This window comes from Morganella morganii H1r, from assembly GCF_000633515.1.
Taxonomy (GTDB): Bacteria; Pseudomonadota; Gammaproteobacteria; order Enterobacterales; family Enterobacteriaceae; genus Morganella; species Morganella morganii_B.
Genome location: NZ_AYMP01000009.1, coordinates 1 through 12,908 on the forward strand (window position 1 = coordinate 1; position 12,908 = coordinate 12,908).

Sequence of the window (12,908 nt, forward strand, 5' to 3'; positions counted from 1 at the left end):
AAAAATGGGGGGATTACCATTTCTCTTCTCTTTGAGTGTGCTGTGTATCTCAGCATCCAGTATGGTTCACCTTTGGAGGGGATTTTCAGGTACAAACCCCGTTCATCTGCAAATTTACCAACTCCACCTGCTTTAATCAGAGACTGAACGGCTTTTGCTGTTAGTGAACTCATACCTAACCTGTTAATCGTAAGTGGGGGGTATTTGGTTATAAACTGTTATTTTTGGCTAGTAAAGTAAAAGAACTCCCCTTTTTACCCCCCGATAAATCCTGGATGTTGATGGAGTAATATGTTCGTTAGTGGAAATTATTTGCCATAAAAAAGCCCATTTAACATGGGCTTATGGATTTATACGGACGGGAGTGGAGATTATTCGATATTCTGAATCTGCTCACGCATCTGCTCAATCAGCACTTTCAGTTCAATCGCGGAACTGGTGATATCGGCATTGATGGATTTTGAGGCGAGGGTGTTCGATTCGCGGTTGAATTCCTGCATCATAAAGTCCAGACGGCGACCAACGGCCTCTTTCTTCTTCAGGATATTATGGGTTTCTTTCACATGGGCATCGAGGCGATCTAACTCTTCCGCCACGTCAATACGCTGTGCCAGCAGGATCAGTTCCTGTTCCAGACGGTTCGGATCGACCTGAATCTGTGCATCATCCAGTTTGCTCTGCAGGCGCTCACGCTGCCATAACAGGATATCCGGCATCTGCGCACGGACTTTGCGGACTTCTTCGGTCACACCGTCGAGGCGCTGTTCGATTAAGGTCTTCAGTGCCGCGCCTTCACGTTCACGGGCATCGATAAAGGCAGTGATGGTGTCATCGAGAGCGGCCAGCAGTTCTTCACTGATGGTGTCCAGATCCTGTTCCTGTGCGGACATCACACCCGGCCAGCGCAGAATTTCCAGCGGATTGATTTCCCCTTCATGACTGTAGTTTTTAACCCAGTTTGCGGCAGCAACCAGCTGTTTGGCCAGGTCTTCATTCATATTCAGCCCGCTTTGCGCGTTGCTGCTCAGGTCAAAGCGGAGGTTACACTCAACTTTACCGCGGGTCAGACGCTGACGCAGACGCTCACGGATCACCGGCTCCAGGCTGCGGAGTTGTTCCGGCAGGCGGATGTAGGTTTCAAGGTAGCGCTGGTTAACAGAGCGGAGTTCCCATGCGGCAGTGCCCCACGGGCGTTTGACTTCCTGACGGGCAAACGCGGTCATACTACGGATCATGATATCTGTCCTGTGATGGATTTATTGCTCTGATTATAGCGCTGTTATGGTGTTAAGGCATAGGCATTCACCGGTTTAAGCCGTATAATGCGCCCCCAACAGTTAACTGAACCGGAGAATCACTATGAGTCAGTCATCACGTCCCGCTGGCCGGGGAACAGACCAGGTGCGTCCTATTACTATCACCCGTCATTATACCAAACATGCCGAAGGCTCTGTGCTGGTCGAGTTCGGTGACACTAAAGTGTTATGTAATGCCTCCGTTGAAGAAGGTGTGCCGCGTTTCCTGAAAGGTCAGGGACAGGGCTGGATCACCGCCGAATACGGCATGCTGCCGCGCGCAACCAATTCCCGTAATGCCCGCGAAGCCGCCCGTGGCAAACAGACCGGCCGCACAATGGAAATCCAGCGCCTGATCGCACGTTCACTGCGTGCTGCGGTTGATCTGACCAAACTGGGCGAGTTCACCATCACCCTCGACTGTGATGTTATCCAGGCCGACGGCGGCACCCGTACCGCCGCGATCAGCGGTGCCTGTGTGGCACTGGCTGATGCGCTGAATCAGATGGTCGTAAAAGGCCAGCTGAAAGCCAGCCCGCTGAAATCCATGGTTGCCGCTGTTTCTGTCGGTATCGTGGACGGCGAGCCGCGTTGTGATCTGGAATATGTTGAGGATTCTGCGGCAGAAACCGATATGAATGTGGTTATGATTGATGACGGACGGATGATTGAAGTTCAGGGCACGGCAGAAGGTGCGCCGTTCAGTCATGATGAGTTGTTGTCATTACTGGCCCTCGCAAGGGGCGGGCTGGAAACCATTTTCACCGCCCAGAAGGCGGCATTAGAAAATTAATCAGAAGGCGACGTGATAGTCGCCTTTTTTATGCCTGTGATTCAGGCACGTTATCCGTCAATCAGAATCAGGAGATCCCGATGAAAGCTTATCAGCGCGAATTTATTGAACTTGCGATGAAAAAACAGGTACTGAAATTTGGTGAGTTTACGCTGAAGTCCGGCCGGAAAAGCCCGTATTTCTTCAATGCCGGGTTATTCAATACCGGGCGGGATTTGGCACTGCTCGGGCGCTTTTATGCGGCAGCATTATGCGACAGCGGCGTGCAGTACGATGTCCTGTTCGGGCCTGCCTACAAAGGCATTCCGATTGCAGCAACGACTGCCGTTGCACTGGCGGAGCATCATGATCTTGATATGCCGTACTGTTTTAACCGTAAGGAAGCCAAAGATCACGGGGAAGGCGGAACACTGGTCGGCAGTCCGCTGAACGGACGGATTATGGTGGTGGATGATGTAATCACTGCCGGAACAGCTATCCGTGAGTCAATGGAAATTATCAGACAAAACAATGCCACACTTGCCGGTGTGATGCTGAGTCTTGATCGTCAGGAAAAAGGCAAAGGTGAGTTATCCGCCGTCCAGGAAGTGGAGCGGGATTATGGTTGTCAGGTATTTTCCATTATCACACTGAATGATTTAATCAGTTATCTGGCGGAAGATCCGCAGATGGATACCCATTTGCAGGCTGTGCGGGCTTACCGTGAGCAGTACGGGATTGAAATCTGAGCAGGACAACAGGCAAAAAAAGCCCTCGCCCAATAAAACGGGCGGGGTGAGTAGTTTAACTAAAAATGGTATTACTGAAGTTGTGCAAGGAGCAACGGCCAGCGGGTTTCAAATTCCTGTGTCGGCCGGTACTTAAATTCTGAGCGTACAAAACGGGACAGCATGCCTTCGCAAAAGGCGAGTAACTGAGATGCTAACAGGCTTTCGTCATAAGTAAAACCGCTGCCGTCACGGATCCGCTTTTCTTTTAAGACCTGACGCAACTGAGCTTCGATCCGTTCATACAACTGATTAATTCTGCTCTGTAATTTATCCTGCTCAAACATCAGTGCGTGACCGGTCATGATACGGGTCAGGCCGGGGTTCTTTTCAGAGAATCCCAGAATCAGCATCAGAATCAGTTTGATTCGCGAGATTGTCTCTTTTTCATCCTGAAGAATGAGGTTTATCCGCGAAATCAGTGAGTCCTCAATAAATACGATCAGGCTGTCGAACATTTTTGTTTTGCCGGAAAAATGACGATAGAGCGCTGCTTCTGAAACACCCACACTGGCGGCAAGTTTGGCGGTTGTTATACGCTGGCTGCCGTCGCTGGACTCAAGCATCTGCGCAAGCGCCTGCAGGATCTCCTCGCGCCTGTTCTTCTTTTTTGTACTTTCTGCCATGTCAGATAAAACCCCTGCGTTAACGCAAAAACACATCTGCCGACTGACAGCGGTACACCAGTACTGCTGTCAGAAAAGCGGCGGAGATAACGGCGTTATTAGTATTATTGACGGCCTGAATGGCCAAATCCGCCGGCTCCGCGCTCACTTTCGGTAAATTCTTCAACAATATTGAATTCAGCCTGAACAACAGGAACGATAATCATCTGTGCGATACGCTCGCCCGGCTCAATTGTGAAGGTGGTATCGCCGCGGTTCCAGACGGATACCATCAGCTGGCCCTGATAATCAGAGTCAATTAAACCCACCAGGTTGCCGAGAACCACACCATGTTTGTGACCGAGCCCGGAGCGCGGCAGCACCATTGCCGCCAGGGTCGGGTCGGCAATATGGACAGCAAGGCCGGTCGGCAGTAACAGTGTCTGGCCCGGCTTCAGCTCAGTGGCTTCATCCAGGCAGGCACGTAAGTCCAGACCCGCAGAGCCCGGCGTGGCGTAGGCCGGTAACGGAAATTCCCCGCCGATGCGCGGATCAAGAATCTTAATGTCGATTTTTTTGGTCATAGTGTTTCAGTATTTCGTCCAGTAAATGGTGGCTGAGCTCTGATTTGCTCATGTTCGGTAAGCTGATATCGCCGGTATGCCAGTACAGATGCAGGGCATTGTTATCACTGTTAAATCCTTGGTTTTCAACAGAAACGTCATTGGCGCAAATCATATCGAGCTGTTTTTTCACCAACTTACCGCGCGCGTATTCTTCCACATTTTGGGTTTCCGCTGCAAATCCAATCACAAATGGCCGGTTTTTTTCCAGTGCGCCGACACCGGCGATCACATCCGGGTTTTTCACCATCGTGAAGGTGATTTCGTCGCCCTGTTTTTTAATCTTCTCGGGCGCAACTGCTTTGGCGCGGTAATCGGCAACGGCGGCACAACCGATAAAAATATCCTGCTGCGGGGCTGTTTTTTGTGCAGCATCATTCATATCACAGGCACTGCTGACATCAATACGTTTAACACCCGGTGGTGTCGGTAGTGTGACAGGCCCGGCAATCAGCGTGACATCCGCGCCGCGTGCTGCGGCAGCTGCGGCAATAGCAAAGCCCATTTTGCCGGAGCTGTGATTGCTGATAAAACGCACCGGGTCGAGTGCTTCGCGTGTCGGCCCGGCGGTAATGGCGAGACGGATGCCGGACATATCCTGTTTTTTACGGAAGTGCTGTTCTGCCCGTAAGACTATCTCTGACGGATCCAGCATGCGGCCCGGACCAATATCACCACATGCCTGGCTGCCGCTGTCCGGCCCCCAGACGGCAAAACCGAGCTGCTCCAGATGCGCGAGATTCTCCTGTGTGGTCTGCGCACGGTACATCTGCTGGTTCATGGCCGGTGAAACGGCGATGGTGGCATCAGAGGCCAGGCAGATAGTGGTGACCAGATCATTTGCCATGCCGGCACTCAGGCGGGCAATCAGATCAGCGGTGGCGGGAGCGAGAATAATGAGATCCGCCCATTTTCCCAGCTCAATATGGCCCATTGCTGCTTCTGCAGCCGGGTCAAGCACACTTTCAGCCACCGGAAAGCCGGAAACGGCCTGGAGTGTGAGCGGGGTGATAAATGCGGTCGCAGCGGGTGTCATGGCGACACGGACAATAGCGCCCCGGTCACGCAGACGGCGGACAATCTCAGGGGCTTTATAGGCTGCGATACCACCACTGATACCCAGAACTATCTGTTTTCCTGTCAGTTCGGACATTGTGTTTGATCCAGTTATTTTTCGGAGATACGCGATTTTACCACAACACTGCCGTATAGGTAGGGTGCTGTGTATTTATCCAGCTAAATAATGTTTTTTCTTCGGTGCATCTCGCAAAAATGGCCTGTTTTATGCGGAAAAACCGCCGGAGCTGACATACTTTTTCCGGTGAAACAGGGAAACCGGCGGAGGAAAAATGGATAATATAACCGGAAATACGGCGCTGATGCCGAGAGAGAAACTGATCGCTTACGGGGCATCCGTTCTGAGTGATTCAGAATTGCTGGCTATTTTTTTGCGCACCGGCACCCGTGAGAGACCGGTGCGGCAGTTTGCGGAGTATCTGCTGGAGGTCTTCGGGTCACTGCACCGGTTGCTGAACGCCGGGTATGAGGAATTTAAATCCCTGAACGGGATCGGGGACAGTAAGTTTTGCCAGATGCAGGCGATCGTCGAATTGTCCCGGCGCTGTTTCAGCAGTCAGTTTCAGGAAACACAATTTCTCAGCAGTGCCTGTACCGTAAAGGCCTATCTTAACCAGCGGATGGCCTGGCAGGAGCGGGAAGTCTTTGCCGTGCTTTTTCTTAACAACCAAAACCAGCTTATCCGTTATGAAGAAATGTTTTCAGGGACGGTAAACTGCGTGGAAGTGCATCCCAGAGAGATTTTGCGCCTGGCGCTCAAAGTGAATGCAGTTTCTGTGATTCTGGCGCATAATCACCCTTCCGGTAACGAAAACCCCAGCCGGGCTGACCGTCTGCTGACAAAAAAAATTGTTCAGGCGTGTGAGCTGGTAGGGATAAATGTGTTGGATCACCTGATTGTCGGGAAATTCAATATGTTTTCGTTCGCAGAACACGAGCTGATCTGAGCAGTTTTTTTCGCAGAAACACGCGATCTTTACTGTTCGGGTCTTGAGCGTTTGCGCCGGAAAGCGTATACTACGCCACCTTTGAGGATCTTGGGTTTGGCGAGAAGAGCCTATCTCAGCATATTTTTGCTGGTTGACAGAGCAATTTCCCGGCGAGTCAAAAGTAAGCTGAGATGGGCTCCTAAGCCTGACGAGGCAGCCTCACCCAATACAAAGCTCGAGCTGATTAGATTTTTGGAGAATAGACATGTCCCGAGTCTGCCAAGTTACTGGCAAGCGTCCGATGAGCGGTAACAACCGTTCTCACGCATTAAATGCGACCAAACGTCGTTTTCTGCCGAACCTGCACTCTCACCGTTTCTGGGTTGAGTCTGAAAAACGTTTCGTGACTCTGCGTGTATCTGCTAAAGGTATGCGTATCATTGATAAAAAGGGTATCGAAGCTGTTTTAGCTGATTTACGTACCCGCGGTGAGAAGTACTAAGGAGCTGAAAAATGGCTAAAGGTATTCGCGAAAAGATCAAACTGGTTTCTTCTGAAGGTACAGGTCACTTCTATACCACTACGAAGAACAAACGTACTATGCCTGAAAAACTGGAAATGAAAAAATTCGATCCGGTTGTTCGCAAGCATGTAATGTACAAAGAAGCAAAAATTAAGTAATTTCTGCTTCCTGATTGAAAAAACCCGGCTCCGGCCGGGTTTTTTATTGCCTGTTTACCGGAGAAAGGTAAACGGCAGAGGGCAATATGGTCATCTGTTTTCACTTTCTGGGTTATCTGGTATAATATATCGTCATTTTATGAATTGTTGGTGTTTTTATATAAAACGATATCATTCATAACGTTAATTAACGATAAAATGGCAGATAAATCGGGTACTTATCTTAAATACTGATTGTAAGAGTATTAAAATATTCAGATTGTTGTATCATTTACAGGTACTATTATATCGTCAGGACATACAACTATAACGGCTGATTTATTTATTATTTTTATATAGTTTTTATATGATTACTGAGTTGGCGTGTCAGTGACAGCCGGAATCAGAATCAGTTTACTTCACAGATAAAAACGAATGTTGGAATATGATATGAGTAACCCGGTTATTTCGGTCATGATTGCAGTACATAATGCGGCGTCATCAATCCGGGCCGCATTAGAGAGCCTGGATAATGCCCTGAATGAGAATGATTCTCCGGAGCGGGTTGAAGCGATCATTATTAATGATGGTTCCACAGATAAATCGTTAGATATTATTAATCATTATCAGCCGCGAAATTTTATTAAGGTTGTTGAAACAGTTAACTTTTCTAATATTGGTAAAGTCCGTCATTATGCTTATTCATTATCCCGTGGCGAATATATCACTGCGTTAGACAGTGATGATATGCTGAAAAACGGTGCGCTGACCCGGGTTATGGATATTATGCGGGAGCATCCGTTTGATCTGCTGATAACCCGTCTGGATGAGCATCACGACCGTCATCCGGTATTAGAGATTGAAGATAAACCGGTTGTATCTATCACTCAGGACAGGTTAAAAGAACTCTATCTGGAACATAAGACGGTAAAAGGTCATTTACTCGGCCGGTTTATCCGCCGGGATATCCTGACAGATGATATGTTTCCTGAAATTTATTGCTATGAGGATGTGGTTATTACGGCATATGTGATTTGTGCTGCTCAGAATATCCTGATCACAGATACTCAGATTTATTGCTATTATAAACATCGCGGCAGCTTATCCACTGAGAAAAGTATGAATAAAACCGTGCTTTTCCTGCAAATTGTATTATCAATGGAAAGTTTCTTTGTAAAAAATAAAAATGAAAAAGTAATGTTTGAAGGTTTGTTTGTTAAAGTATGTTCTGATTATTTATCCAGAAATAACAAACGCAAGCTCCCGCGTTTTGTTATGGATCGGTTTAATGATATTAAAATATTTCACTTTCTGTTCAGTACTAAAGTAAGACTAAGCAGAAAAATGATGTTTTTAAAAATAAAATCAGCAGGCGTTTTTTAAATGGTTATAAACAGAACATTACCAATTATCATTGGTATGCTGATGACCTTCTCGATGGTGATTGCTTCTTTTGTGGATACCTTGTCACGGGACTCTTATTTTGTACTGAGTTATTTATCCGTTATTGTGACATTCTGGCTGGTTTTTTTCAAAAAAATGACGCTTTTCCGTGATCGTGCGGTATTGCTTGTTGCGGCGTCATTTCTGCTGTTCGGACTCTCACGGGTTGCCTGGTCATTTCTGATGAATGATGACGGGATGAGTGTTTATAAAAACCATTCTCCTACTGCGTCGAGAATTATACTCGGAGCATTTATTTTTTGTGTATGCATCTTATTAAAGCGTGAACTGCGGACATTTTTCAGAAATGTATATGTCTCGGGCATTATTAAGGTATTGCCGCTTTATATTTTATTATATGCACTCTATGATATCTTTGTTTTACATAAAAACAGGGTGGAGTTAGATACAAACCGGGCAACAGTGGCAGCATACCTTATCAGTGCAATATTTTTTGTCAGCCTTCATTATTGTATTCAGGTGAAAAATAAATTAAATATTACATTATTTTTTACTAATCTGATTATTTCCAATGCAATTATTATTCTGACACAAACCCGTGCAGCGATAGCTATCTATCTTCTGCTTTCTGTTCTTTATACGATCATTATTTTCCGGAATAGCCTGAATATAAAAACAGTGAGCATTATTACTGTGCTTTTGCTGATTTTTGCAGGTTCGTCATATGAGTTCTTATATAAGTCACGAATTAGTAAAGCTATTATGGAAACTCAAAATTATGATGTAACAAAGCCGGGGGGGTCATTAGGTAATCGTTATACTATGTGGTATGCGGGGTTATCTGCTTTTAAGCATGCCCCGATGGGGCAATCGTTTCAGGATCGTAATGACTTTATTTCAGAAAAAATAGTGACAGGTAACATTAGTGATTCAATAGGCGAATTTCTGACAGTACATTTGCACAGTGAATTGATTGACGTGTTGTCATTACAGGGGGTTATCGGTGGTGTACTGCTGGTGCTGATTTATCTCTCTCTGTTCTATGCCGGGATCCGGAATAAGAACCTGTTGCTGATAATGATGACATTGTGTCTGGCCGGTTATGGCCTGACAGATGTCTTGTTCTTCAGCCGTGAGAGTATTACTGTTTATCTCCTGTGTATTGCAGTGGCGCTGGTCACCGGCGGAAAAGACGACGCCGCACAACCGCTGCTGCCGGTTAATCGCTGAGGAGTTATCTGTGCCGGAATTACCTGAGGTCGAAACCAGCCGGCGCGGCATTGAGCCGCATCTTGTTGGTAATACCATACGTTATGTTGAAGTCCGCAATCGGCGGCTGCGCTGGCCGGTGTCAGAACAGATTGAGCGCCTGAGTGACCGGCCGGTGCTCAGTGTGCAGCGCCGGGCAAAATACCTGCTGATTGAGCTGCCGGAAGGGTGGATCATCATTCACCTGGGGATGTCCGGCAGTTTGCGGATTCTTTTGGAGGAAACGCCGGAAGAGAAACACGATCATGTGGATATGGTGCTGGGTGACGGTAAAATTCTGCGCTATACCGATCCGCGCCGCTTTGGTGCCTGGTTGTGGGCGGATGATCTGGCAACCTGTCCGGTACTGGCGAACCTGGGGCCGGAGCCGCTGAGTGATGATTTTGACGCCGCGTATCTGTTCGCCAAATCCCGCAAACGAAACACACCGGTCAAAAGCTGGCTGATGGATAATAAAATTGTGGTGGGCGTGGGAAATATTTATGCCAATGAATCCCTCTTTTTATCCCGCATCCATCCGCTGCGCCCGGCGAAAGATCTGACGATGGATGAGGTTACCCGTCTGGTTGCCACCATAAAGCAGGTACTGACAGAATCCATCAAACAGGGCGGCACCACGCTGAAAGATTTTTTACAGTCAGACGGAAAACCCGGCTATTTTGCTCAGGAACTGTTTGTGTACGGAAAACACGGAGAATGTTGCCCTAACTGCGGACAGAAGATAGACGTGGTGAAAGTCGGTCAGCGGAGCACGTTTTTCTGCCCCGCCTGTCAGCACTGATTACGCTTTACCGAGTTTTTGCATCATTGCCTGTGCAACGGACGCAGGCAGAAATGCAGAGACATCGCCGTCATGCAGAGCCACGTCTTTGATCAGGGATGAAGAAACAAAAGAGAGGTTCTGTGACGGCAGCAGGAAAACACTCTCGAGATCCTGCGCAAAATGGCGGTTCATATTCGCCAGCTGCCATTCATATTCAAAGTCAGCAACAGACCGGACACCCCGGATCAGCACATTGGCATTTTGCTTTTTGGCAAAATTCGCCATCAGCTCGGAAAATCCCAGCACTTCCACATTCGGGATATGAGCACACACGTCTTTTGCCAGCGCAACCCGCTCATCGAGAGTAAACATCGGATTTTTACGGCTGCTGTTGGCGATCGCCAGCAGGATGTGATCAAACATTTTTGAGGCGCGCTCAAGAATATCGATATGACCGCAGGTAATAGGATCAAAAGTGCCGGGATAGATTGCGCGTGTTTTCATGATGCTGACTCATCGTTGTTGCTCACGGACCATAGGGTGGCGTATTTATTAAAGGTATATTGTGCGTTCACAAATGCAAGGATAAGCCCCTGTCTGCCATCCAGGAATCCGGCTCTCAGCAGCCAGGTTTTACAGAACGCACCGGCGGTGTGAGTCAGCACAGAGAGGAAAGAGCAGCGTTTACCGGCCAGATGGCGGGCTTTTGCCCAGTCAGCAGCATAGCGTAACTGTTTTTGCTGAAACTCAGGTAAATCGCGGCAGGTCAGGTGCAGGACATCCCCTTTCAGTGTGATGACATTGGCACCCTGAGTCTCCAGAGATTCATGAACTGCGTTACTGTTGTACTGATATTGCTCACGCGGATATAACCGCAGGACATGATCCGGATACCAGCCGCTGTGTTTCATAAAACGCCCGAGAAACAGATTCCGGCGGGCAAAACGGTATACGGTATTTTTTTGCGGTGCGGCAAGGGCCTGTTCAATCGAATGTTTCAGTGCGGGTGTGACCCGCTCATCGGTATCGAGCATCAGGATATAATCCCCGGTGGCATACTGCTGGGCAATCTGCCGCTGGCGGCCGAAGCCCGGCCACTCCCGGTTTTCATACACCAGAGCTCCGGCATTGCGGGCAATGGTCAGTGTGTCGTCCTGACTGCCGGAATCGAGCACAATGATTTCATCCGCCAGTCCCTGAACGGAGTTCAGACAGTCACCGATAACATCGGCATTGTTTTTACTGATCATCACAACAGAGAGACGTTTTTTATCTGTCATCAGTGGCTCCGCGGCGGCAGATACGGTCCGAGCAACTGCATCAGACGGTGCAGTGCGCCCTGATTCTCATGAAGTACCTCGGCGGCATGCCGCCCGCAGTACAGCCGGTAATCCTCATCATTGAGCAGATTACTGACGGCGTCACTCAGACTTTGTTCATCCGTGACGGTCAGCAGGGCATCGGCCTGCTGTAGTTTGCCGCAGATATTTTTGAAATTGAAGGTGTGCGGCCCCATCAGCACCGGCAGGGCGTGTGCGGCGGCTTCCAGCGGATTATGTCCGCCGCGTTCAACCAGGCTGCCGCCGACAAATGCGATATCCGCCAGTCCGTACAGCAGCATCAGTTCACCCATGGTATCCCCGACGACCACCTGTGTTTCCGGTGACGGGATGGTATTACTGCTGCGCATGACATAGGTCAGACCGGCTTTTTCGGTCAGTTCGCGTGCTTTGGCAAACCGCTCCGGATGGCGCGGCACCAGGATCAGAAGCAGGTTCGGAAAGCGCTTCAGCAGGGTTTTATGGGCACTGAGGATAATTTCTTCTTCGCCTTCATGGGTACTGGTTGCAATCCACACCGGACGGCGGGCCGCCCACTGACGGCGCAGGGTAACGGCTTTGGCAGCCAGTTCCGGCGTGACAGAAATATCGAATTTCAGGCTGCCGGTCACATGCAGTTGCTGGCGGCGCAGGCCGAGTTCAATAAAGCGTTCACCGTCTTCCTGATTCTGGGCAGCGACCAGCGTGATCCGGTTCAGGATAGTTTTCACGAAACTGCCTGCTTTCTTATAACCGGCAGCCGAGCGCGCCGACAGGCGGGCATTGGCGATCACCAGCGGAATTTTCCGGCGGTGCAGTTCAGTTATCATATTCGGCCACAGTTCGGTTTCCATGACGATCACCAGTTTCGGCTGAACGGTATTGAAAAACCGTTTCATCGAGCCCGGTAAGTCGTAAGGGAGATAAACGTGGTAAACGTCATCACCTAATGCTGATAAAACCCGCTCTGAGCCGGTCGGTGTCATGGTGGTGACGGTGATGGGTAACGTCGGATAATGGTGGCGTAATGCACGGACCAGCGGTACTGCGGCGAGTGTTTCGCCCACAGAAACCGAGTGCAGGATGATACCGCCGGTGCCGGTTTTTCCTTTGCAGAAACCATAACGTTCACCCCAGCGTCTGCGGTAGGCCGGGGAGCGGCGGCTGCGCCATAACAGACGTAACCAGATAAGAGGTTGGATCAGGTAAAGCAGAACCTGGTATACACGCAGTAACATTTTATCAGTTTCGCAGATAAGATTACGGCAATAGTAGCATAAAACTAACACGAATAGCGCATTAAAAAGCATAAACCCGGTGCCGCTGACAGCAGGAGCCCCGCTGCCCGGTACAACACACTGCGCTATCTGTTAATACTGCCGGGAACGATTTGTGGTAATCTGT

At 48.9% G+C, this 12,908-nt stretch carries 16 protein-coding genes; 8 read left to right on the forward strand and 8 right to left on the reverse strand.

Annotated elements, in window-relative coordinates; all coding sequences use genetic code 11:
• A partial coding sequence (locus tag U868_RS26250) for an integrase arm-type DNA-binding domain-containing protein (RefSeq protein WP_029990715.1) occupies positions 1-173 on the reverse strand: 173 nt, incomplete at its 3' end.
• 198 nt (positions 174-371) lie between these two features.
• Positions 372-1,235: a YicC/YloC family endoribonuclease gene (locus tag U868_RS0105000; RefSeq protein ID WP_015422373.1), complete on the reverse strand. Its 864-nt coding sequence runs from the start codon at positions 1,233-1,235 to the stop codon at positions 372-374.
• A 124-nt stretch (positions 1,236-1,359) separates the two neighbouring features.
• Here U868_RS0105000 and rph point away from each other — a divergent pair, with 124 nt between their 5' ends.
• Entirely contained in the window at positions 1,360-2,088 is a 729-nt protein-coding gene (gene rph / locus U868_RS0105005; RefSeq protein WP_025152335.1) for a ribonuclease PH, read from the forward strand.
• A gap of 80 nt (positions 2,089-2,168) precedes the next feature.
• Positions 2,169-2,816 (forward strand): orotate phosphoribosyltransferase, encoded by a 648-nt coding sequence (gene pyrE, locus U868_RS0105010; RefSeq protein WP_025152336.1) that lies wholly within the window; start codon positions 2,169-2,171, stop codon positions 2,814-2,816.
• Between the two features lie 71 nt (positions 2,817-2,887).
• On the opposite strand, the gene slmA is transcribed toward pyrE, so the two are convergent.
• The 3 genes from slmA to coaBC form a co-directional block, all read right to left on the reverse strand.
• Positions 2,888-3,481, reverse strand: a complete 594-nt coding sequence (gene slmA, locus U868_RS0105015) for a nucleoid occlusion factor SlmA (protein ID WP_025152337.1) — start codon at positions 3,479-3,481, stop codon at positions 2,888-2,890.
• A gap of 104 nt (positions 3,482-3,585) precedes the next feature.
• The gene (gene dut, locus U868_RS0105020) at positions 3,586-4,044 is read right to left on the reverse strand and encodes a dUTP diphosphatase (RefSeq protein ID WP_025152338.1); all 459 of its coding nucleotides are present in this window, start codon (positions 4,042-4,044) and stop codon (positions 3,586-3,588) included.
• Complete coding sequence (gene coaBC, locus U868_RS0105025) at positions 4,022-5,236, reverse strand: bifunctional phosphopantothenoylcysteine decarboxylase/phosphopantothenate--cysteine ligase CoaBC (RefSeq protein ID WP_025152339.1); 1,215 nt, start codon at positions 5,234-5,236, stop codon at positions 4,022-4,024. The genes dut and coaBC overlap by 23 nt, the downstream gene beginning before the upstream one ends.
• A 196-nt stretch (positions 5,237-5,432) precedes the next feature.
• Here coaBC and radC point away from each other — a divergent pair, with 196 nt between their 5' ends.
• The 6 genes from radC to mutM all read left to right on the forward strand — a co-directional run bounded on the left by radC (position 5,433) and on the right by mutM (position 10,203).
• Positions 5,433-6,107 carry a RadC family protein gene (gene radC, locus U868_RS0105030; protein WP_025152340.1) on the forward strand — a complete coding sequence of 225 codons (675 nt, stop codon included), beginning with the start codon at positions 5,433-5,435 and terminating at the stop codon, positions 6,105-6,107.
• 247 nt (positions 6,108-6,354) lie between these two features.
• Complete coding sequence (gene rpmB, locus U868_RS0105035; RefSeq protein ID WP_015422374.1) at positions 6,355-6,591, forward strand: 50S ribosomal protein L28; 237 nt, start codon at positions 6,355-6,357, stop codon at positions 6,589-6,591.
• An 11-nt stretch (positions 6,592-6,602) separates the two neighbouring features.
• The gene (gene rpmG / locus U868_RS0105040) at positions 6,603-6,770 is read left to right on the forward strand and encodes a 50S ribosomal protein L33 (RefSeq protein ID WP_004236665.1); all 168 of its coding nucleotides are present in this window, start codon (positions 6,603-6,605) and stop codon (positions 6,768-6,770) included.
• Between the two features lie 429 nt (positions 6,771-7,199).
• Complete coding sequence (locus U868_RS0105045) at positions 7,200-8,132, forward strand: glycosyltransferase family 2 protein (RefSeq protein WP_240182661.1); 933 nt, start codon at positions 7,200-7,202, stop codon at positions 8,130-8,132.
• 54 nt (positions 8,133-8,186) lie between these two features.
• Complete coding sequence (locus U868_RS0105050; protein ID WP_240182662.1) at positions 8,187-9,383, forward strand: O-antigen ligase family protein; 1,197 nt, start codon at positions 8,187-8,189, stop codon at positions 9,381-9,383.
• Positions 9,384-9,393: 10 nt separating this feature from the next.
• A complete protein-coding gene (mutM, locus tag U868_RS0105055) occupies positions 9,394-10,203 on the forward strand; it encodes a bifunctional DNA-formamidopyrimidine glycosylase/DNA-(apurinic or apyrimidinic site) lyase (RefSeq protein ID WP_025152343.1) in 810 nt (269 codons plus the stop codon).
• Here the strand turns inward: mutM and coaD are convergent, their stop codons facing one another.
• Genes coaD through waaA form a run of 3 tightly spaced genes read right to left on the reverse strand, consistent with a single transcriptional unit; the run spans position 10,204 to position 12,742 of the window.
• Complete coding sequence (gene coaD / locus U868_RS0105060) at positions 10,204-10,689, reverse strand: pantetheine-phosphate adenylyltransferase (RefSeq protein ID WP_025152344.1); 486 nt, start codon at positions 10,687-10,689, stop codon at positions 10,204-10,206.
• Complete coding sequence (locus U868_RS0105065) at positions 10,686-11,465, reverse strand: glycosyltransferase family 2 protein (protein ID WP_025152345.1); 780 nt, start codon at positions 11,463-11,465, stop codon at positions 10,686-10,688. Before U868_RS0105065 ends, coaD begins: the two co-directional genes overlap by 4 nt.
• Positions 11,465-12,742, reverse strand: a complete 1,278-nt coding sequence (gene waaA / locus U868_RS0105070) for a lipid IV(A) 3-deoxy-D-manno-octulosonic acid transferase (RefSeq protein ID WP_025152346.1) — start codon at positions 12,740-12,742, stop codon at positions 11,465-11,467. Before waaA ends, U868_RS0105065 begins: the two co-directional genes overlap by 1 nt.
• Positions 12,743-12,908: the final 166 nt, after the last annotated feature.